General features: G+C 36.5%; 18 protein-coding genes. 9 read left to right on the forward strand and 9 right to left on the reverse strand.

Translation table 11 applies throughout. The annotated features are described in order from the left end of the window. Positions 1-11: 11 nt before the first annotated feature. Complete coding sequence (cobA, locus tag B4F31_RS05305; RefSeq protein WP_286760791.1) at positions 12-824, reverse strand: uroporphyrinogen-III C-methyltransferase; 813 nt, start codon at positions 822-824, stop codon at positions 12-14. Positions 825-1,384: 560 nt separating this feature from the next. Here cobA and B4F31_RS05310 point away from each other — a divergent pair. After that, complete coding sequence (locus B4F31_RS05310; RefSeq protein ID WP_286760792.1) at positions 1,385-2,386, forward strand: PAS domain S-box protein; 1,002 nt, start codon at positions 1,385-1,387, stop codon at positions 2,384-2,386. Between the two features lie 37 nt (positions 2,387-2,423). Here the strand turns inward: B4F31_RS05310 and B4F31_RS05315 are convergent, their stop codons facing one another. The 3 genes from B4F31_RS05315 to gyrA all read right to left on the reverse strand — a co-directional run bounded on the left by B4F31_RS05315 (position 2,424) and on the right by gyrA (position 7,686). Continuing rightward, on the reverse strand, positions 2,424-3,641 hold the full coding sequence (locus B4F31_RS05315) for a cation:proton antiporter (RefSeq protein ID WP_286760793.1): 1,218 nt from the start codon (positions 3,639-3,641) through the stop codon (positions 2,424-2,426). A 252-nt stretch (positions 3,642-3,893) separates the two neighbouring features. Beyond that, positions 3,894-5,132, reverse strand: a complete 1,239-nt coding sequence (locus B4F31_RS05320) for a tetratricopeptide repeat protein (protein WP_286760794.1) — start codon at positions 5,130-5,132, stop codon at positions 3,894-3,896. 22 nt (positions 5,133-5,154) lie between these two features. Continuing rightward, on the reverse strand, positions 5,155-7,686 hold the full coding sequence (gyrA, locus tag B4F31_RS05325; RefSeq protein ID WP_093306582.1) for a DNA gyrase subunit A: 2,532 nt from the start codon (positions 7,684-7,686) through the stop codon (positions 5,155-5,157). A 251-nt stretch (positions 7,687-7,937) separates the two neighbouring features. On the opposite strand from gyrA, the gene B4F31_RS05330 reads away from it, so the two are divergent. Both B4F31_RS05330 and B4F31_RS05335 read left to right on the forward strand, forming a co-directional pair. After that, positions 7,938-10,499: an ATP-dependent Clp protease ATP-binding subunit gene (locus B4F31_RS05330; protein ID WP_286760795.1), complete on the forward strand. Its 2,562-nt coding sequence runs from the start codon at positions 7,938-7,940 to the stop codon at positions 10,497-10,499. Between the two features lie 117 nt (positions 10,500-10,616). After that, entirely contained in the window at positions 10,617-10,991 is a 375-nt protein-coding gene (locus B4F31_RS05335; RefSeq protein WP_286760796.1) for a hypothetical protein, read from the forward strand. Here B4F31_RS05335 and hutH read toward each other — a convergent pair. Together hutH and B4F31_RS05345 are read right to left on the reverse strand one after the other, a co-directional pair. Beyond that, a complete protein-coding gene (gene hutH, locus B4F31_RS05340) occupies positions 10,988-12,496 on the reverse strand; it encodes a histidine ammonia-lyase (RefSeq protein ID WP_286760797.1) in 1,509 nt (502 codons plus the stop codon). The genes B4F31_RS05335 and hutH overlap by 4 nt on opposite strands. A 255-nt stretch (positions 12,497-12,751) precedes the next feature. Further along, positions 12,752-14,272 carry an NAD(P)H-hydrate dehydratase gene (locus B4F31_RS05345; RefSeq protein ID WP_286760798.1) on the reverse strand — a complete coding sequence of 507 codons (1,521 nt, stop codon included), beginning with the start codon at positions 14,270-14,272 and terminating at the stop codon, positions 12,752-12,754. A 239-nt stretch (positions 14,273-14,511) separates the two neighbouring features. On the opposite strand from B4F31_RS05345, the gene gcvT reads away from it, so the two are divergent. From gcvT to B4F31_RS05365, 4 genes are all read left to right on the forward strand, one after another. Continuing rightward, positions 14,512-15,594 (forward strand): glycine cleavage system aminomethyltransferase GcvT, encoded by a 1,083-nt coding sequence (gene gcvT / locus B4F31_RS05350; protein ID WP_286760799.1) that lies wholly within the window; start codon positions 14,512-14,514, stop codon positions 15,592-15,594. A 3-nt stretch (positions 15,595-15,597) separates the two neighbouring features. Then, complete coding sequence (locus B4F31_RS05355; protein ID WP_093306592.1) at positions 15,598-16,413, forward strand: sugar nucleotide-binding protein; 816 nt, start codon at positions 15,598-15,600, stop codon at positions 16,411-16,413. A gap of 89 nt (positions 16,414-16,502) precedes the next feature. After that, complete coding sequence (locus B4F31_RS05360) at positions 16,503-16,793, forward strand: 4a-hydroxytetrahydrobiopterin dehydratase (RefSeq protein WP_075326640.1); 291 nt, start codon at positions 16,503-16,505, stop codon at positions 16,791-16,793. Between the two features lie 96 nt (positions 16,794-16,889). After that, positions 16,890-17,609 (forward strand): YebC/PmpR family DNA-binding transcriptional regulator, encoded by a 720-nt coding sequence (locus tag B4F31_RS05365; protein WP_075326639.1) that lies wholly within the window; start codon positions 16,890-16,892, stop codon positions 17,607-17,609. 188 nt (positions 17,610-17,797) lie between these two features. Here the strand turns inward: B4F31_RS05365 and B4F31_RS05370 are convergent, their stop codons facing one another. Continuing rightward, the gene (locus tag B4F31_RS05370; RefSeq protein ID WP_093306594.1) at positions 17,798-19,000 is read right to left on the reverse strand and encodes a proline dehydrogenase family protein; all 1,203 of its coding nucleotides are present in this window, start codon (positions 18,998-19,000) and stop codon (positions 17,798-17,800) included. Positions 19,001-19,110: 110 nt separating this feature from the next. Here B4F31_RS05370 and aroB point away from each other — a divergent pair, with 110 nt between their 5' ends. Together aroB and B4F31_RS05380 are read left to right on the forward strand one after the other, a co-directional pair. After that, positions 19,111-20,178 (forward strand): 3-dehydroquinate synthase, encoded by a 1,068-nt coding sequence (gene aroB / locus B4F31_RS05375; protein WP_093306596.1) that lies wholly within the window; start codon positions 19,111-19,113, stop codon positions 20,176-20,178. Between the two features lie 61 nt (positions 20,179-20,239). Beyond that, entirely contained in the window at positions 20,240-20,533 is a 294-nt protein-coding gene (locus B4F31_RS05380; RefSeq protein WP_075326636.1) for a hypothetical protein, read from the forward strand. Between the two features lie 243 nt (positions 20,534-20,776). On the opposite strand, the gene ltrA is transcribed toward B4F31_RS05380, so the two are convergent. Next, positions 20,777-22,069 carry a group II intron reverse transcriptase/maturase gene (ltrA, locus tag B4F31_RS05385; RefSeq protein ID WP_286760800.1) on the reverse strand — a complete coding sequence of 431 codons (1,293 nt, stop codon included), beginning with the start codon at positions 22,067-22,069 and terminating at the stop codon, positions 20,777-20,779. Between the two features lie 528 nt (positions 22,070-22,597). After that, on the reverse strand, positions 22,598-22,845 hold a 248-nt coding region (locus B4F31_RS05390; protein ID WP_286760801.1), incomplete at its 5' end, for a hypothetical protein.

Genomic DNA, 22,845 nt, shown 5'->3' on the forward strand with positions numbered 1-22,845 from the left:
TCAACTATAATTTATGCAGTTTGGGGTAAATTGAGATAATTAAGATTCTGAAAGATAAATTCATCAATTTCTGTATTGTTCACTCCTGTTTTATAAGCCTCACATTCCTTAACCACTTCCCCAATAATTATAATGGCCGGGGTTCCTATTTTATATTTTTTTACCAGGTTTTCAATATTGGCAATATTTCCGGCAACGAGCTTTTGATCTTTCCGCGTACCGTTTTGGACTATTGCAATTGGCAATTCTGCTTTAGCTTCTTTTTTATATAAAGCTACAATTTGGGCGAGTTTACTCACTCCCATCAAAATCACCACCGTTGCAGAAGTTTTAGCTGCCAGAGCCACATCTTTAGAAAGTTTATACCCTGAAGTAGTCCCGGTAATTACCCAAAAACTTTCGGCTATATGTCTTTTTGTAACAGGAATTCCTACAGATGCCGGAACCGAAATAGCGGAAGAAATTCCAGGAATTACTTCTACTTCTACCCCGTGTGCACAGGCATATCTTTTTTCTTCGCTCCCGCGTCCAAATACAAATGGGTCTCCTCCTTTTAACCTCACTACGCTCCCATTTTCTTTGGCAAATTTCACGATAAGTTCGTTTATCTGATCCTGGGTATAAGCGTGACACCCTTTCCTCTTTCCTACAAAAATTTTTATAGCGCCGGGTGCGTGTTCCAGAATTTCGGGATTTACCAATGCGTCGTAAAGTATTACACCTGCATTATTGAGTACTTTTATCGCTTTTAAAGTCAGCAAGTCTGGGTCTCCAGGACCAGCCCCAACGATTGTACATTTTGGGATATTGATTAGTGTTTTCATTTCAATTACGATTAATCTTAATTCTAATTCTTAGAAAACACAATTTATAAAACCCTTCTTAAAACTAAGTACTTTTACGTAAAAAATAGATGAAAGGAAAGTGTTTTTATGAGCTTAGTAATTTTGCGGACTAAAATTTAAATTATAGTATTTTGATCAAAAAAATAATAAGAAAGCTTCAATAAATAGCTTTCTGTATATTCAAAATAAATGAATCAAATCGCTTAATAATCCAATTTTAATATGAAAATGAAATCTTTTCATCCATAGAAAACTTATATAACTTCATTTAAATAAGATTTACTCGATAATCGAGACTAAACTCCCAGGCTTGCATCGAAATCAATAACAATGCTTCGTGAGCTTGCTCTGAAGTTATTTACTTACTTTAAAAATTCAATTAATATCCTGTTTAAAAATTTATTATTTTTAATGTCTTGTACTATTTATAAGTTTTGCTGATTTTAAAATATTTAGCTTTTTATTTATTCAGAAATATTTGATATTTAGTACTTAGAATTATCAGAAAATTAAACCGAAAATCTATCCCTACTCCAACTATGTTTAAGAATAAACCTTACCATTTCCTCTTAATAGAGGACAATGATGGAGATTATTATTTAATCTCTGAGTATTTAAAAGAAAAATTACCAGAGCATTCTCTAACCCGGTATAGTAAATTTTCAGCATTAAAGGAGAACGAGTTAAGTGCAGAATATGATGCTATTCTACTAGATCTTAACCTTCCCGATAATAAAGGAAATAACCTTGTAAACACAGTTTGCCATCTTTTTACTGAAATTCCTATTATTGTATTAACTGGAGAAGTTTTTGAAGAATTTGCGTTAGATGCTATTTCTTTAGGTGCTTCAGACTATTTAATTAAAGATAATCTAAACCCTGATATTTTATATAAAAGTATACTTTACAGTGTAGAGCGAAAAGCAAATTTGCAAATGCTAAAAAAATCGCAACAACTATATTTCGATTTATTTGAGTTTAATCCCCAACCTACCTGGGTCTACGATTTAGAGACCTTACAGTTTTTAGATGTAAACGAGAAGGCTATAAATCATTATGGATATTCTAAGGATGAATTCTTAAATATGACCATAAAAGATATTAGGCCAAAAGAACAAATTCTAAATATGGAGGCTTCTTTACGAGATTTTAAAGCTGAAAAAAAGTTGGCGGGAAATAGAATTTTTATCCATTTAAAACGAAATGGTGCAGAGATCCAGGTGAAGATTGATAGTAAAATAATTACTTATATGAATCGAAGGGCCGCAATAATTGTAGCTACAGATATAACGGAAGAAATTGAACACCAGAAAATAATTGAAAAACAAAACGAAGAATTAAAGAATATTACCTGGATCCAGTCTCATTTAGTTAGGGCGCCGGTGGCCAAAATTCTAAGTATTGTAAAAGAAACTTCATGGGAAGAGCTAAATAAGGATGAACGTAATTTTTTATTTAAAGGTTTAAATGAATCGGCTACTGAATTAGACGGAATTACCCGGCAAATAATTGGAAAATCTGAAGCTATTCTTCAGTTATAAAAGAAATTAAATAAGGTATGGGGGAAAAACCGGGCTATTATTTATTTGATTTATTAACCAATTTAGCATACCACTTAGAAAAGGCCAAACTGCTTAGACCGTGAATTAGCGTAGAGGCCATTACCACTAAACTAGTAATAATCCAGGCAGTATCATCCTTAGTTTTTTCTAAAGTTACAATAGCATAATAAAGCGCAGCTACGCCAATAGGACCAAACCAGCCAATTAATAGCTGATCTTTAAACTTAGATTTAAATTGAGGAGTTAGCCTAAGAAATAAAAGAAAACTGGGAATTCTTCGGAATAAAATTATAACCAATATTATGCTTACTGAGGTCCATATTCCTAAATCAATCCAATCTTTCCAGGGCAGAAGTAAACCAAAAATAAAGAAAACCGGGATAGTAAAAACGCGATCCATAGATTCCTGAACGCGTTCCTCCTGGATGGTTTCGTTTTGAGAAATTTCAGAAGAAAACGCAAAACCTCCTATAAAGACGCTAAAAATTCCATTCATATCTACAGCATTAAAACCAGATAATAGCAAGAATGCAAGCGCCAGAGAAAAAGGCAATACTGCTTTATTAGACATCCAGCCTTTCCCGTGGGCCTTATGCATTAGTTTCCCAAATAATTTACCCAAAACAAATGCACCAAAACCACATAGAACCGTAGCAAAAAGGAATTCTTTTAAAATCCAGTTTTGTAAATTTTGCGCGGGAAATATTAAAGCGAAAACTAATAGAATTAACGGATAGACCAAACCATCATTCACCCCAGATTCAAATGAAATTGTATTTCTTATCCTTGCCGGTAAAAATCTCTTTGCATTTTCACCAGATACCATTGTAGATGCAACCACAGGGTCTGTAGGAGTTATTATTGCTCCTATAAGGCAGCTTTCTGGTAACGATAAAGGCAACAACCAAAATAAAAGTAACGAACTACATAAGAACATTCCTAAAATTCCAAAGACAATAACCATAGATTGTGTTTTGAAATGCTTTCTAAAGTAGTTAGAAGGGATTCGTAATGCTGTAGCCATAAGAGCAACTGCCATGGTAAATTCTGTAGCGGTTTTGAGAATATCCATAGATTTACTATTCTCCAGGGAAATTAAGTTAAATAAATTGGGTCCCAGGATCACTCCAAAAATTAATGCAATTAAGGGATCGGTTATATAATGATTCTCCAGCTTTTTATAAAAAGTGCCAGATAAAATAATTAAAGCACTAATGGTAAAGATTAATAACATATCACACGGCTTAGTGGCTGCAGTTTATACTATTATAATTTTTATCTTATAACTAAGTTATCAAATTATTTATGCTAAATGAAAATCGTTGCTTTTATCCCATCAAAAATTTGGTTTCATCTCCTGTAGATTTAATTTTTCCTGAATGAATACTGAAATTTAATTAATGTAATTTCAGTCTTTTAATAGAAATACGGCATAAAAAAACCACCGGAAGTCCGGTGGTTTAAAATATAAATTAAGAAGATTTAATTACTCTAAACGAGCTTTAAGCTCTGCAGCTTTTTCATCTTCACCTAATTGGGTATAGATATTAATAGTAGTTCTAATTGCGTTAACATTCTCAGGATCATTTTCAATTACCTTTTCAAGGTATGGAACAGCTTCCTCGTAAATCTCTTTACGCTCTTCTTCCAGCTCCTCATAACGTTTGTTATCTTCCTTACTCATTCCAAGCTGATTCATCTCATCAATTAGCTCACGTTCTTTTGCTAAAATTGCCACTACAATATTCATTCTTGCATTGGTCATTTCGGGATCAATTTCAAGAGCTTTTTCGTAATATTCAATAGCCTGTTCGTTATTGCCTAAATCTGCAGCTGTTACACCTAAGTTGTAATATACGTTAGGATCGTTAGGATTTTTCTTTACAATTTCCTGCATTAGCTCATTGTACTTTTCCTTATCACCCATTCTGTAATAAACATCGGCTTCTGCCTGGATTAATGCAATATTGTCAGGATTTTCTGCTTTAGCATCCTGGATAGCTTCAATTGCTTTTTCGTCCTGTCCTTCCTGGATATAGATTAAAGCAATATTTTTAGCAATCTCTCCTTTTTTAGTAGGAATTTTACGGTCTTGAGGATTTTCGTACTCGCCCGTTTTAATCATTAAATCACGTTGCTCTTTTTGCATTACTTCCTGTTCACCAGTTTCTACATTGGTGGCAAGATATTCTACACCAGAACCATCAAAACCTAATTCTTTTAGATCTTCATAGTAACCTAAAGCTGTGGTATAATCCTGAGCGTTCAACGAGTTAGCCGCAGCATAGTATAAATAAAGAGTATCCTGCTTATTTAACTGGTAGCTGTAATATAATTTATCTGAAGCACTTTCGTAATTCTCTGTATTTTGATCGTTAATCGCGCTTTGTACTAAAGCATTTCTTACCTGGTCAAAACCCTGTACAGCTTCATCATCATTTCCCATTTCCTGGGCTTTCTGAAAAGCTTCTGCAGCAACTTCCAGGTCTTCCAGAGAAGCATTTTCTCCGTTTCCTAAGTAAGCCTGGCCTTTATAAAGGTAGAATCTCTCTGTCCATTTATCATTTGCTTCAGAGAGCATAGACTCGGCAGTTTGTAATTGCGTTTTGGCTTCTGCATAGTTGCCATCTTCTACGGCATCGCCTGCATCTCTAATCTCACTTTTTTGTGCAACGGCAGCCACCGATAATAATGACAACGCAACAGTAAAAATATTAGTTTTCATCTTGTTTTGGTTTTTATTATAGTTATTCTTCACTATCGTCTACAATAGTTGTGCCATTTGGGTTTTCTTCAGCATCTTCGGCCTTCTCGGCGTCTTCCATCAACTCAACATCATCTTCATCGTGCAGTACTTTTGCAACAGCTGCAATGGCATCGTTTCCTTTTAGATTGATTAATCTAACACCCTGAGTTGCACGTCCCATAACTCTAAGATTTGCAACTTCCATTCGTATTACTATTCCAGATTTATTGATGATCATTATATCCTCATCATCTGAAACATTTTTAATTGCAACAAGACTTCCGGTTTTTTCGGTAATGGAAATTGTTTTGACACCTTTTCCTCCCCTGTTGGTAATTCTGTAATCTTCAAGACTTGATCTTTTCCCGTATCCATTTTCAGAAACTACAAGAATATCAGAATTAAAATCTTCTACTGAGATCATTCCTACCACTTCGTCTTTATCGTCGGCAAGTGTAATTCCTCTTACCCCTGAAGCGTTTCTTCCCATTGGCCTGGTTTTTCCTTCTTCAAACCTAATGGCTTTACCACTTCTTACGGCAAGCATAACCTGGCTATCCCCGTTGGTTAACTTTGCTTCAAGCAATTCGTCATCTTCTTTAATGGTAATTGCGTTAATACCATTAGTTCGAGGTCTTGAATATTGCTCTAAAGAAGTTTTCTTTACCTGGCCTTTTTTAGTGGCCATAATTACATAATGCTTATTGATATACTCTTCATCTTTAAGATCTTGAGTACAGATAAATGCTTTTACGCGATCGTCTGGATCTATATTTATAAGATTTTGAATCGCTCTACCTTTTGAAGCTTTACTGCCTTCAGGAATTTCGTAAACCCGCATCCAGAAACATTTTCCTTTTTGAGTAAAGAATAACATATACTGGTGGTTGGTTCCAGAAAATAAATATTCTAAGAAATCTTCATTTCGTGTATTAGAACCTTTTTGGCCAACTCCTCCCCTGTTTTGGGTTTTATATTCGTTTAAAGAAGTCCTTTTTATGTAACCAGCGTGAGAAATTGTAATTACCACACGTTCATCTGGGATCATATCTTCTATACTTAGATCGCCACCAGAATATTCTATGGTAGAACGTCTTTCGTCGCCATATTTTTCTTTAATCTCAAGAAGTTCGTCCTTAATAACCTGCATTCTGCGTTCTTTTCGCGCCAAAATGTCTTTAAGGTCTTCTATGGTTTTCATTATCTCTTCATACTCTGCACGAAGTTTGTCCTGTTCCAGGCCGGTAAGCTGGCGTAAACGCATTTCTACAATGGCCTTTGCCTGCAATTCGCTTAATTCAAAGCGCTCAATTAATTTATTCCTGGCTTCTTCAGCATTGCTGGAAGAACGAATTAATGCAATTACCTCATCTATATTATCTGAAGCGATAATTAAACCTTCAAGGATATGAGCCCTATCTTCGGCCTTTTTAAGTTCAAATTCTGTTCTTCTTACAACAACCTCGTGTCTATGCTCTACAAAATGATAAATAATATCTTTTAGGTTAAGCATTTCTGGCCTTCCCTTTACAAGGGCAATATTATTTACACTAAAAGAAGTTTGTAAAGCTGTATGTTTATAAAGGGTATTTAAAACTATATTGGGGATTGCATCTCGTTTTAATTGATAAACGATTCTCATCCCGTTTCTATCAGATTCATCTCTAATAAGACTAATCCCTTCAATTTTCTTTTCGTTAACAAGATCGGCAGTTTTCTTGATCATATCTGCCTTGTTCACCTGGTAAGGAATTTCAGTAACTACTAAAAACTCTTTTCCGTTGATTTCTTCTAATGAAGATTTAGCGCGCATAACAATACGGCCTCTTCCGGTTTTAAAAGCTTCACGAACACCATCATAACCATATATAATTCCGCCGGTAGGAAAATCTGGAGCTTTTATATGCTCCATCAACTCTTCTACTTCAATATCGTGGTTTTCAATATATGCAACGGTTCCGTCTATTACTTCAGAAATATTATGAGGTGCCATGTTGGTAGCCATACCTACAGCAATACCGCTGGCACCATTTACAAGAAGGTTGGGAATACGCGTTGGCATCACCACCGGCTCGTTTAAAGAGTCGTCAAAGTTTAGCTGGGTATCTACCGTTTCCTTATCTATATCAGCGAGCATATCCTCACTAATTTTTCGCATTCTGGCCTCGGTATAACGCATTGCTGCAGGGCTATCGCCATCTACAGACCCAAAGTTACCCTGCCCGTCTACAAGCATATAACGCATGCTCCAGTGCTGGGCCATCCTTACCATAGTATCGTAAACAGAAGAATCACCGTGAGGGTGATACTTACCAAGCACTTCCCCTACAATCCTAGCCGATTTTTTATAAGACCGGTTAGAGAGCACACCAAGTTCATACATACCGTACAATACCCGGCGATGCACCGGTTTTAACCCGTCACGAACATCTGGTAAAGCACGTGACACAATGACCGACATTGAATAATCAATGTAGGCCGATTTCATTTCATCTTCAATATTTATAGGAATAAGCTTTTCTCCTTCAGCCATATTGTAAAGTTTATTTTAGTTCTCTAATCTAACGAGCCAATTTACATATTTTATAGATGTTCAAGCCCTGTTTGGCGTATTGTTTACCCAAATTTTATTAACAAATATTTAGTGTGCTATCGTTAATAAGTTCCTTATTTTACCCTTTGAATATTGAAAGTAATTTTGTCAATTAGCTAATATCATAGGATTAGGTACAATTTTTGAAAGTTTTGTACTGAATAAATCATTAGAGAGAAAGGAAGATAAAGATGGATGATAATTTTTCACCAAGAGTAAAAGATGTAATTGCATATAGCAAGGAAGAAGCATTGCGTTTAGGTCACGATTTTATTGGAACTGAACACCTTATGCTTGGTTTGCTGCGAGATGGAGATGGTAAAGCCATAGATATTTTAAATGCTTTAGATATAGATTTAAGTCATTTAAGACGCAAAGTAGAAATACTTAGCCCGGCCAATCCCGAGTCTACTGCGGTTTCTAACGAAAAAAGAAACCTGCACCTTACCCGCCAGGCAGAGCGAGCCCTGAAAACAACTTTTTTAGAAGCAAAGCTTTTTCAAAGTTCTAATATAAATACTGCGCATCTATTGCTATGTATTTTAAGAAATGAGAACGATCCCACCACCAAACTACTTAATAAGCTTAAGATAGATTATGATGGGGTTAAAGATCAATTTAAGTATATGATTGCCAGTGATGAAACTGATTTTCAGGATAGTCCTACTGCCGAATCATTTTCTGACGACGATAGCAATACCGATGACGCTACTAAAGACAATCCGTTTAGCGGAGGAGGCAGCGGCCCCGGCAAAACTTCCAAAAAGTCTAAAACTCCCGTTTTAGATAACTTCGGAAGGGATTTAACCGCGATGGCCGAAAATGATAAACTTGATCCCGTTGTTGGGCGTGAGAAGGAAATTGAAAGGGTTTCTCAAATTTTAAGTAGAAGAAAGAAAAACAACCCATTGCTAATTGGTGAACCCGGAGTTGGTAAATCGGCTATTGCAGAAGGTTTAGCGCTTAGAATTATTCAACGCAAAGTTTCAAGAATATTGTTTGACAAACGTGTGGTAACCCTGGATCTTGCCAGTTTAGTAGCAGGAACCAAATACCGTGGCCAGTTTGAGGAGCGTATGAAAGCCGTGATGAACGAGCTTGAAAAGAATGACGATATTATTCTTTTTATAGATGAGATTCATACCATTGTAGGTGCTGGCGGCGCCACCGGAAGTCTGGATGCCAGCAATATGTTTAAACCCGCCCTTGCAAGAGGAGAAATTCAATGTATAGGTGCTACTACTTTAGATGAGTACAGGCAGTATATTGAGAAGGATGGAGCTTTAGAAAGAAGGTTCCAAAAGGTTATTGTTGAGCCTACTTCAGTTGAAGAAACTATTGAAATTCTAAATAATATTAAAGATAAATACGAAGAGCACCACAACGTATCTTATACAGATGAAGCGATTGAAGCCTGTGTAAATTTAACCAACAGGTATTTAACCGATCGTTTTCTTCCAGATAAAGCTATTGATGCGCTGGATGAAGCAGGTGCCCGTGTACATATCACCAATATTGATGTTCCAAAACAGATTTTAGACCTTGAGCGTAAACTGGAAGAAGTGCGCGAAAAGAAAAATTCTGTAGTTAAAAAGCAGAAATACGAAGAAGCTGCTAAACTTAGGGACGATGAGAAAAATCTTGAAAAAGAACTACAAATAGCCCAGGAAAAATGGGAAGAAGAATCTAAGAAACATAAGGAAACGGTTGATGAAGATAGCGTGGCTGATGTTGTTTCTATGATGACCGGAGTTCCTGTTAACCGTATTGCCCAAACCGAAAGCAATAAACTGGTTGAACTTCCTAAGAAAATTAAAGGAAAAGTTATTGGCCAGGACGATGCGGTTGGAAAAGTGGTAAAAGCCATTCAAAGAAACCGTGCGGGTCTAAAAGATCCAAACAAACCCATTGGATCGTTTATATTTTTAGGTCAAACCGGGGTTGGAAAAACACAGTTGGCTAAAGTACTTGCTCGCGAGTTATTTGATAATGACGATTCACTTATTCGAATAGATATGAGTGAATATATGGAGAAATTCGCCATTTCTAGATTAGTGGGAGCACCTCCCGGATACGTAGGTTACGAAGAAGGTGGCCAGCTTACCGAAAAAGTACGCAGAAAACCTTACGCGGTTATTCTGCTGGACGAGGTAGAAAAAGCCCATCCAGATGTTTTCAATATGCTGCTTCAGGTTTTAGATGACGGATATTTAACCGATAGCCTTGGAAGAAAGATAGATTTTAGAAATACTATAATCATCATGACTTCTAATATTGGAGCAAGAAAACTTAAAGATTTTGGCCAGGGAGTTGGATTTGGTACCGCTTCCCAGCGTTCTCAAGCCGATGAAAATGCAAGAAGTGTAATTGAAAACGCGCTTAAAAAAGCATTTGCTCCAGAATTCTTAAACAGGATTGATGATGTTGTGATCTTCAACAGTCTTGAACGGGAAGATATTCATAAGATTATTGATATTGAATTAGTGAAATTATTCAGTAGAATTGGAAGCCTTGGTTATAAATTAACTTTAAGTGATAAGGCAAAAGATTTTATTGCTGAAAAAGGATTCGATAAACAATATGGCGCAAGACCGTTAAACAGAGCGATTCAGAAATATATAGAAGATGCTCTTGCTGAAGAAATCATAACTTCAAAATTAGCTGAAGGTGATAAGATTTTTATGGATCTCGATGAAGAGAAAAATGAATTAACTATAAAAATTGATAAAGCAGTTAAAGAAACTGAATCTTAGAGCTTTAAATAATTTTTAGTTTTATAAGAGGCTATTTGAAAGAATCATTTCAAATAGCCTTTTTTTAATATATTCCCTGAAATATATTAAATTTGCACAGAATTAATCCCTACATTAATGACTACTGATATAATGGAATTGAAATTTGGGCAGGTGCGCATTTTTCAAAATATCCTAATTGCCGAATTAAACGAAGGTCTTCTCTTTACCGCCGAAAATAACAAAGAATTATTAGCTATTGGAAAAGAGGTATTTAAAGGGAAAGACTATGGATATATTTCTTTCCGAAAAAATTCTTATGCAGTAGATCCTATGGTTTACCGGGAATCTGCCCAGGCCCAAAATTTAAAAGCTATTGCCGTAGTAAGTGAAAATGAACTTATTCGGTTAAATGCGCACAAAGTAGAACGCCAGTTTTATAAAACTCAGAATTCTTTTGAGGTTTTTGATAATTTAGACCAGGCAATAAATTGGATTCAATTCGAAATTTAATCGAAGAAATTTTCAGTAAAATTAAAATTTTCAAGAAAAGATTTAGCCGACTTTATATAAGGCGCCATCGTTACATCGGTATGTAATATTGGAACTTCGGCTCTAAATTCATTTAAAACATCACTTAGAATTGCCGAAGTTTTTGCCGGCTCTCTAAAGTGCATAGCTTGAGAAGCGTTAAAAAGTTCAATGGCCAGTACACTATTTAAATTTTCTACAACTTTTAAGAGCTTTGTTGCGCCGTTTGCACCCATACTTACGTGATCTTCCTGCCCGTTAGAAGAAACAATGGAATCTACCGAAGCCGGTACTGCAAGTTGTTTATTCTGGCTTACTATACTTGCTGCGGTGTACTGCGGAATCATAAAACCGCTATTTAAACCTGGATTTTCAACCAGAAATGCCGGTAATCCGCGAAGCCCCGAAACCAATTGATAAGTTCTTCTTTCTGAAATATTGGCAAGTTCTGCCAATGCAATTGCTAAATAATCTACTGCCAGGGCCAGAGGCTGACCGTGAAAATTACCTCCAGAAATAATCTTATCTTCTTCAATAAAAATATTAGGATTATCGGTAACCGAATTGATTTCGGTTTTAATGGTTTTTCTAACGAAACTCAAGGTGTCCTTACTTGCACCGTGCACCTGCGGGATACATCTAAAACTATAAGGGTCCTGTACATTTTCCTTTTCGCTCTTAGCAATTTGGCTATCTTCTAAAAATCTACGAATACGTTCGGCAGTTTTTATTTGTCCGCGATGGGGCCTTGCCAGATGAACCAACTCATCAAATGGAGATAAGTTACAATCAAAAGCATCTATGGAAACCGAACCAATAAGGTCGGCCAAGTAAGATAATTTATAAGATTTTAGTAAGGCATAAACGGCGTGAGCGCTCATAAATTGCGTTCCATTTAGCAAAGCTAAACCCTCTTTAGATTGCAATTTTAAAGCTTCCCAATTTTGGTTTTTCAGTAATTCTTCCCCACTAATTATTTTATCTTCAAAATAAACCTCTCCTTCACCAATTAAAGGTAAGGCCAAATGCGCCAATGGAGCGAGATCGCCCGAAGCTCCCAACGAACCCTGCTCATATACCACCGGCAAAATATCCTGATTGTAAAAATCTAAAAGTCTTAAAACAGTTTCCAGGGCAATCCCGGAATTTCCATAGCTTAAAGACTGAATTTTTAGTAAAAGCATCAACCTTACAATCTCTTTATTTACTTTATCGCCGGTTCCGCAGGCGTGAGATTTTACCAGGTTTTCCTGAAGCTCGGTTAATTTGCCCGGACTTATTTTTACATTACATAAAGCTCCAAAACCGGTATTTATTCCATACACCGGGGTATCACTTTCTGTAATTTTTTTGTTTAAGTATTTTCTGGATTTCTGAATATTGGATTCAGCCTCTTCACTAAGTGCCAATTGCTTCTTATTTACCATTATATCTTCAATGGTTTCTAAATCTAAAATGGCTGAACTGATATAATGATGAGACTGCATAACTTACAATTTTAGATAATGGAGAAATATCCTGAACTTATTGAAATTACGGTAAATTCAGGCAAATTTTATTAAATAAGTAATGATTAAATTTTATTCCGAAAAAGGATTAAAAATAATATTTCGGCTATAAAATAAAATCCTTTTAATTTCCGGACCAAAATTCCTATTTCTACTGATGCAATCCAAATTTAAAATCAAAATTTTAAGAATTATTCAACCAAAAGTTTTAAACAATTCTAAAAGAAGAATCTATCACTTCTTTTCGTCCTTCATTAAAGCTAAAAATGCTTTTCCCAGGTTGTCGCCTATGTCTCCCGAAATTAAAGCTTCACAACCACTTTCTTCAGCGCAAATATCCCCTGCGAGCCCGTGTAGATATACGCCTAAAATTGCTGCCACAAGGGGTTCGTATTTTTGAGCCATTAATCCGGCAATTATGCCTGAAAGGACATCGCCACTTCCCGCTGTGGCCATCCCGGGATTTCCGGAGTTATTTATATAAATATGTTTTCCGCTAAATACAAAGCTATGCGCTCCTTTTAAAACCAGAATTATCTTATATTTTTTAGTGAATTTCTCAATCTTATGAATCTTCTCAAAGTCATCATTCCACTTCCCTATTAGCCTTTCTAATTCCTTTGGATGCGGCGTTAATACCGAATTTTTAGGAAGCAAACCCAGTAATTCATTATTTTCAGAAAGCATATTTAATCCATCGGCATCAATTAGCATAGGGTTTTTAATTCTTCCCAGTAAGTTTTTAAATGCTTTTACCGTATTAGAAGATTTCCCCGCTCCCATTCCAAAACAAATCACATCGGGTTCCAGATCGGTTTTAATATTGGTGAGCTCTTTATCGTTTTCATCTGTAATTACCATTGCTTCCGGAAAGCTAGATTGTAAAATTTCGTATCCACATTTTGGGACAAAAACACTACATAAACCGGCACCCGCTCTTAATGTAGATTTTGCCGAAAGTACTATACTTCCAATTTTTCCATAACTCCCACCAACTACAAGTGTATGGCCATAGTCTCCTTTATGAGAATTTTTATCACGCGGTTTATAAAGATGCCTGGCTTCACGTTTACCAATAAGCTGCGCCATTGCTTTAACTTCTTTTAAATAACCGCGATTTAAACCAATATCTAAAACCTGTAATTCACCCGCATATTTCATAGTTTGAGGCAGAAAAAATACCAGTTTAGGGGTTTGGAAAGTAAGGGTATAATTTGCTTTAATCACCGCCGTATCTTCTGCCGGCACTTTATCAGGAAACAGTCCTGACGGCATATCTACTGCCAGGCAAAATGCGCCAGATTCATTAATATGCAATAACAATTTTGCAAGCCAGCCTTCAGCGGGGCGGTTTAATCCAATTCCAAAAATGGCATCTACCACAAAATCACCGGGAGAAATTTCAGGAAAATCTTCTTCTCGTTTTATCAATTCAGGCCAGGTATGGCTTTCTTTTTTATAGCGATCGTAATTCACCAGAAAATCATCAGATCGTTTTTCGCTGTAATTCACCACGTAAACTTCAACCTTATAACCGTATTTATGAAGTAAACGCGCCACCACCAGTCCGTCGCCACCGTTATTTCCTATTCCGCAGAAAATTTTAATATTGATATCTGCACCTTCAAGTCGGGTATGAATTTCGTTAAAAACAAGACTTGCGGCACGTTCCATTAAACGTGTGCTCGAAATTCCTTCAGTCTTAAGTGTAACTTCATCAGCTTCTTTTAATTGTTCTGCAGAGAGTATCTTCATAATTGGTTAGGTTGAATAATTACATTCATAAAATTACAAATTAAAGCCTGAAAGCTTTGTTCTAAAAATTTAATCTAAACTTAAATTTCGGGGAGTTTTGCCAATAAAAGTTTAATACAGAAACTTATTAAATATAAAACTGCGTGCTAAGCCTATTATGTTAACTATTCTTCATAAAAAGTATTTTTTTAATATTGTATTCAAAGTGAAATCAATAAATTTGCCCAAATTTTAGAAAAATGAAAGAAGTTGCCCTAGCTGCCAGACATAAAGAATTAAATGCCAAAATGGTACCTTTTGCAGGTTATAATATGCCTGTTTCTTATGAAGGTGTGAATATTGAACACCAAAACGTTCGTGAAAAATTAGGTGTTTTTGATGTTTCCCATATGGGGGAATTCCTAATTACCGGGGATAAGGCTCTGGAACTTATTCAGAAAATTACCACTAACGATGCTTCTAAACTGGTAGACGGGAAAGCGCAATATACAGTAATGCCAAACGAAACCGGCGGAATTGTTGACGATTTAATTGTATACAGGATTAATTCTGAAAAATATTTGCTGGTAGTAAATGCTTCTAACATAGATAAAGACTGGAACTGGATCGCGCAACATAATACTATGGATGCAACGATGCGCGATATGTCTGACGAATTTTCACTTTTGGCTATTCAGGGACCAAAAGCGGCAGAAGCTATGCAATCTTTAACCGATGTAGATCTTTCTAACATGAAATTCTACACTTTTGAAGTTGCTGAATTTGCTGGAATAGATAAAGTGATTATTTCGGCTACAGGTTATACCGGCAGCGGCGGATTTGAGATCTATTTTAAAAACGAAGATGCCGAGCAAATTTGGGATCGCGTGATGGAAGCCGGGAAAGACTACGGTATCAAACCTATTGGTTTAGCTGCACGTGATACTTTAAGACTGGAAATGGGCTTCTGTCTCTATGGCAATGATATAGACGAAACCACTTCGCCAATTGAAGCTAAATTGGGGTGGATTACCAAATTCACCAAAGATTTTATTAATTCTGAAGCTTTAAAGAAAGAAAAAGAAGAAGGACCAAAACGAAAGTTAATCGCCTTTGAATTGGAAGAACGTGGAATCCCGCGCCAGGGTTACGAAATTGAAGATGAAGATGGCAAGGTTATTGGCGAAGTAACTTCTGGGACAATGTCACCATCGCTGGAAAAAGGAATAGGTTTAGGCTACGTGCCTTCGGAAGTTGCTAAATTTGGCAACAAGATTTTTATAAAAGTTAGAAAAAAATCCATTCCGGCCGTACAGGTGAAATTGCCCTTTTATAAAGGATAGTTTTTGGAACGAATTTTAATTTTAGGAGCAAGCGGCTTTATAGGCAACGCCTTATATAAAGAGCTATGCTCCTTTTTTGATACCCACGGTACCTACCACACTCCAAACCGCGTTTTTGAAGAAAATCACCAGTTTCATCATTTTGATATGGAAACTGAAAATATTGAGATCCTGCTTCAAAATGTAAAACCTACGATTATTATCTCTGCCGTTCGGGGAAATTTTGATGCGCAAATAATCGCTCATTTTGAAATAATTAATTACATCCTCACTCATAAATGTAAATTGCTATTTATTTCATCTGCCAATGTGTTTGATGCTTTTACCAATTTCCCTTCTTATGAATATGACAAAACACTTTCCCAAAGTATTTACGGCAGGTTTAAAATTAAGATTGAAAATGCCCTGCTAAGGCTCCCAAACGATAAGTATAACATTTTACGTTTACCAATGGTTTTTGGCCATAATTCTCCCCGACTAAAGCAAATTAAAACCCTTATAGATTTGGGTGAAGCCATAGAAGTTTTCCCAAACGTAGTGATTAATGTTACTGAAATTGAAAAAGTAACCCAGCAAATTCATTATATCATTAATAGAAAAAAACAGGGAGTTTTTCATTTGGGAAGCAGCGATCTGGTACATCAAAAAGATTTTATTGAAGAGGTTTGTGAAGTTTTAGGTTATAAAAACCTCGTTTTTAAAAATATCTACGATTCTAATTTCGATAGGTTTTTAGCGGTTTTACCTAAAGAAAACATTCTACCTAAAAACTTACAGGTTTCAGTACAGCAAGTCGCAAAGGCATCAATAAAGAGTTAGGTGTTAATCTTGTACTAAAACCTAATTAGATTGAAAATTCAGGCTTTAGTTGCTTAAATTTAAAGGACTAATCCTTAAAAATTATTACAATGAAAAAGCTTAGCGAAGACGAAATCAATAAAAAACTGGAAAATCTTGAGGGCTGGGTTTATAAAGATAATGCAATTCATACTTCATTTCAGTTTGCCAATTTTAAAGACGCTTTTACGGTAATGACGCGAATTGCTTTTGAAGCCGAAGCCCAGCAGCATCATCCAAATTGGGGAAATGTTTATAATGAACTTGAAATTTCCCTTTCTACCCACGATGCCGATGGAGTAACCGAAAAAGATTTTAAACTGGCAAAAGCTATTGAAGAAATAGTAGAAGCTTCGGCTTAAATTAAGAAAAAAGAGCATTGAAATTTAAAGCTTCCAATTTTTAAATTGAATTGGAAGCTTTTTTATATTTTTGCTTCAATTTTTTATTCAGAATAAATGGGAAGAGCATTTGAATTTAGAAAGGCGCGTAAGATGAAACGCTGGTCTGCAATGGCCAAAGCCTTTACCCGCATTGGAAAAGATATTGTGATGGCTGTTAAAGAAGGCGGCCCAGATCCTGATACCAATGCCAAATTAAGAGCAGTTATTCAAAACGCGAAAAGCGTGAATATGCCCAAAGATAATATTGAGCGTGCCATTAAAAGGGCGAGTGATAAAAATCAGGGCGATTATAAAATTGTACTTTTTGAAGGTTATGCACCCCACGGAATTGCCGTATTGGTAGAAACCGCTACCGATAATAATAACCGTACCGTTGCGAATGTTCGCTCTCATTTTAATAAATGTGATGGAAACCTTGGAACTTCAGGTTCAGTTGAATTTATGTTTGACCACACTTGTAATTTCAGACTGAATGCTGAAGGACTTGACGTGGAAGAATTGGAACTTGAATTTATAGATTTTGGCGCCGAAGAAGTTTTTGAAGATGAAGATGGCATTCACATTTACGCACCTTTCGAATATTTTGGAGCTATTCAAAAAGAATTAGAAAATAGAGAGATTGAAATACTTTCTTCAGGATTTGAAAGAATCCCACAGGTTACCAAACCACTTTCTACTGAAGAAGCTGCAGATGTTGAGAAGCTACTGGAAAGGCTGGAAGAAGACGATGATGTACAAAATGTATATCACACTATGGAAGAAACTGAGGCTTAAACGGCTGTTGGTTTCTTTAGAAATAAGTGTAAAAGCTGTTTAGGAGGTTTAGCTATTTTTAACGTCAACCTGAACCTGGTTCAGAGCCTGCTCCGAAATTTGTTCGGAGTTCTAATATGTTAGATTATGAAATAAGTTCAGAATGACATTCTTCTAAAAAAACTAAATTCTAAACAGCTTTTTAATTTTTAGTGCTCTCCCCTATCGTGTTTTGTTGGTTGGCCCTTTCTACGTTTCTTTTCTTCTTCTAAAAGCGAAAGTTCACGCCCTGTTTGCCCCTTAACCGATGTATTTTCCTGCGCCCTTCTTAATAAATAAGGTACCACTTCGCGTACAGGACCAAAAGGCACTAATTTCGCTGAATTGTATCCTTTCTTTGCCAGGTTATAACTAATATGATCACTCATTCCATAAAGTTGGCTAAACCAAATACGATCGTCGTTTAAAGGAAGGCCTTTATCTTCCATACTTTGCAGCGCAAGATAATTACTCACCTCGTTATGTGTACCTATAAATAAATGTATATCATTAAGGTTTGCTAAACAGTAAGACATCACGCTATTAAAATTAACATCTGTAGCTTCCTTGTTTTCGCAAATTGGGGTAGTATAATTATATTTTTTTGCACGTGCATTTTCTTTTTCCATATAAGCTCCACGCACAATTTTAGCACCTATTTTAAAGCCTTCTTCTTTAGCTCTTTCGTGAAGATTTTTTACATACTCCAACCTGTCCCAACGGTAACACTGAAAAGTATTATAAATAAGAATTTTCTCCTTGTTATACTTTTTCATCATTTCTTCCATCAATTCATCGGCTGCGAGTTGCATCCAACTTTCCTCGGCATCGGCGTATAATCTTACATTATTATCATAAGCACATTTACAAAGAGTATCAACTCTTTCTTTAACACGTTCCCATTCTTCTTTTTCTTCGTCGCTTAAATTAATACGTTCTGTGATTTTTTCCCAAATAGCAAACCTTCCAATTCCTGTAGGTTTAAAGAGCGAAAATGGCAATTCTTCACTTTCAGCAGCGAATTTTATCAACTTCATTTTTTTATCTAAAGCAGCATCAAACTGCTCTTCGGTTTCTTTACCCTCAACCGAATAATCAAGAATGCCGTGCAATTTTTCAGCATACATTTCTTTGGTGAGCGGCTTGCAATCATCTTCGGTAACACCACCACAAAACTGTTCAAAAATGGTTTTTTTAATCAGTCCTTCTACAGGCAGGTGTAGCTTTAAAGAAATTTTAGTCAACCAGGAACCGGCATCTACCAGTTGCTTGTTCTTCATCATGCTAAATAAAAAGATAGCACGATCCAGTTCTAAATCAGATTTTAATTTAAAAGCTGTTTTAGTATCATTAAAAATTTTTCTATTAATCATGGGGTGTGTCTTAATTAGCGCAAATATAATTATTGAAGTTTGATTTTATTATGAATATTTCTGCTTATTTTCGAAGCCCAATCAGATAAATGTTTAAAACGTCAAGAACTATGTCCAACATGGCAGCCAAAGGGCCGGTTTACTATCAGGAAGATGGTTTTCATAAAATAAATACTTATTTAAAAGAGGCAAAACCTTCCAAAGTTTTCATTCTAGTAGATAATAATACGCATCGTGATTGCCTGGCTTCTTTTTTACAGAAAATTGATGCTTCAGAAAATTTTGAGATTTTGGAGATTGAAGCCGGTGAGATCAATAAAAATTTGGAAACCTGTAGTGGTGTTTGGAATGCACTTTCAGAATTAGATGCCGATAGAAAAAGCTTAATGATAAATGTAGGTGGCGGCGTTGTAACCGATCTTGGCGGATTTATAGCTTCTACTTTTAAACGCGGCATAAGCTACATAAATGTACCTACCAGTCTTTTGGCAATGGTAGATGCATCTGTTGGAGGAAAAACCGGTGTAGACCTGGGAAATTTAAAGAACCAGATTGGCGTAATTAATCACGCTGAAATGGTGATAATTGATCCATCTTTTCTGGCTACCCTACCCCAAAACGAAATGCGAAGCGGTTTGGCAGAGATCCTAAAACACGCATTAATTAGCAGCGAGACCTATTGGGAAAAAGTGACTAATTTAAGCGAACTAACTTTAGACGATCTTGACGATATTATTAGAGAATCGGTAGAAATAAAAGCTAAAGTTGTCACCGAAGATCCGGAAGAAAACGGATTGCGAAAAACCTTAAATTACGGTCATACCTTGGGGCACGCTATAGAATCTTATTTTTTAACCCACCCTGAAAAAACAACTTTACTTCACGGCGAAGCTATTGCGGTGGGAATGGTTTTGGCAACTTATCTTTCTAAAGAACTTAAAAGTTTCCCGGAAGATAAATTGAAAGAAATCACCATTAAAATTTTGGATATTTACGAAAAAGTAGAATTTTTGGAAGAAGACATTCAGCAAATCATAGATTTGATGAAATACGACAAGAAAAATTCACACGGAAATATAAATTTTGTTCTGCTAAAAGATATTGGCAACACCGAGATAGATTGCAAAGTACCTAACACGCTAATTTGGAATGCTTTTGAATATTACAGGAAAACTTGATTTATAATATAAAAACAGTATTTTTAAAACCTACTAACTACATCCTCATAAACTTTTATTTATGAAAAGAATTATTGTTGACTACAAAAAATTAACTCCCGAAATCCTGGGCCTTTTGGTTGAGAAATATCCAGACGGGTATGATGACGACCAGATAATTGCCTTTAAAAACGCAAAAAACGAAACAGTTGAAGCGGTTGAAGTAAAAACCGAAGACACTATTTACCTGGTTAAAGTAAGCACACGACTTGAAAATACTATGGCCAATTTTGATGAAGACGATTACGACGATTCAGATTACAACGAGCCTATCGTAGAAATTCCTGAAAAAGACGACGAGGAAGATAAAGATTAGGGAATTACAAAATATTAAACCAAAAAAGGGATTTTTCTGAATGAAGAATCCCTTTTTTATTAGGTGTTTTTTACATTTTGACATTCAAAAGTCGGGGTGGCAATTGCGATGCGTAGGATGAGTCTGTCCCAACACTTAAGATTAAGACATAATCAAGTAGGGTGAAGATAATAAATATTTGAGCATTTAATATCTTCATCCCTCTTACAGAACCGGGCATACTGGTCTCGTACACGGCTCATGTTAAATCTTATTCAGTACTGTTTGATAGTACTGATGCAAAGTATTCCCTTCAACGGTGTCCATTGCGTACAATCCTAATTCTGTGAAGTACTTATTTGGCAGGGCATAGTGTATTAAATTGGTAGAGGAGTTTCTCCATCGGGTTACCGATATCTTAAGAAAATTCCCCTTATAACCCATACGCCTTAGTTGTCGGTGAAGAGGTTTCCAGCTTTTCCAGCTTTTCATCACCATCATTCGTAACCTTCTCCTGATCCAGCTTAAAAGATCCTGGAACAGCTTTTTGGTCAAGCCTATTCGGAAGTAGTTGGCAAAACCCCTTAATAGCGGGTTCAGTTCTTTAATATAGAAAGCTATACTTTGCCCTTTAGTTCTAGGGGTTAGTAGTTTTACTTTCTCTTTGAACCTTTTGATGCTTTTGTGGGATACCACTACTCCAAAGGGCTTTATCACCACACCTAAATAGTGAATGCCTTCTGCGAGGTTTGTCAGACTGCTCTTGTTTTTATTCACTTCTAACCCAAGCTCATTTTCCAGATAACTCGTGGCTTTAGCCATATAGTTTCCAGCTTGAGCTTTGGTTGGTGCAAACAACAGCACGTCATCGGCGAACCTCACCATTCGTATGCCTGAATTTTTCATATGCTGGTCGAATGCGTCCAGATAGATATTCATCAGGAGCGGTGAGATAATTCCCCCTTGTGGGCTCCCCTTCTTTGTAGGTGTGAAGCGCTCTCCATCGAGTGCGCCGGATTCTAAAAAGCTCCCTATCAGTTTAAGTATCTTTCCATCGCTTACCCGTTTGCCCACGCTTTGCACTATCAGCCGATGGTCTAGAGTATCAAAACATTTGGATAAATCCATGTCTGCTACATGATCCAGACCATAGTACCGACTAAAGCGCTCTGCTTTGGCAATGGCATGATGAGCACTTCGTTTAGGACGATACCCATAACTGGAGGGATGGAATTCGGGATCGAAGATAGGTTGCAACATATTAAGCAGCGATTGTTGTACAATACGGTCTTTAATGGTTGGGATACCCAATCCTCTCTTGCTCCCGTCTGGTTTATCGATATAGACCCGCCTTACCGGCTGTGGCTTATACCTCCCCTCTTTCAGTTCCCTGGAGAGTTGGCACAAATTCTCCTCTAGAGCTGAACTAAAATCAGCTATACTTTGGTTATCCACTCCCTTGGCTCTGGAACCTTTATTTTTCCTTACCTCACGGTAGGCTTGTTCCAGCCTCGGTAATGCATAAACCTTGTCTATAAGACTGTACCATTTTCGCATAATGAAACTTTCTCTTCTTTGCAGTACGGTTTATTTCTTTAGGCAGAATTAGACAGATTGTTTGTTCATAAGGTATACTGTTGTTTTTAGCACTGTGGCAATCTATAACAGTAAAAAATCTTACTACTCAATACTCGCGCGGATTAACAGCCAGAGTTAGCTCGTCACTCCTCTTTGCTGCAATTCCTCAGAATATTTCAATTCCGATTGTCTTCGCTTATAACTAATTCTTTTAAAGAACTTCCTGTACTTGATTTAACTTCATCCCTTCGCATCCGCCACATCTAATCTGTGACAGTCATTGCAACCGATTATGCGATTCTTGTGCAATGTCATTTGGGTTTTCTCCTCCACACTGTTACCAGTACTTCTCAGGCCCAAATTTTCCCACTACTACGGACTCATCTGCCACCTGATTTTCCATAACAAATCCTTGTCTCTCGACTTGTTTCTGCCTAGCCTAGAAAAGGCGAATAATCAGGCTTCCCCTGTTAAGCTAAAACATTCCTGTTAGTGAAGCCATCCGTTTTAACATATATTGCCATTCGGATTTTGGGCGTTGGCACTTTTTGCAACCTTACCCCCAATATATGCCAGAATCGGTTCGATTTCTCTATGTTCCACTAACTTGCTAGGTCTTCCTTCACACCCCACCGTTGCCAGTGACGCACTTGACTTCGCATTGCTCTTCCCTCCGATCAGGTGAGCGGACTTTCTTTCAAGTCCCGGAATTGTTTGCATGCAGGGCAAACAAAAAAGAGGCCGTCTAAAAAGTA

This window comes from Salegentibacter sp. UBA1130 (assembly GCF_002311535.1).
In the GTDB taxonomy this organism is placed as follows: domain Bacteria; phylum Bacteroidota; class Bacteroidia; order Flavobacteriales; family Flavobacteriaceae; genus Salegentibacter; species Salegentibacter agarivorans.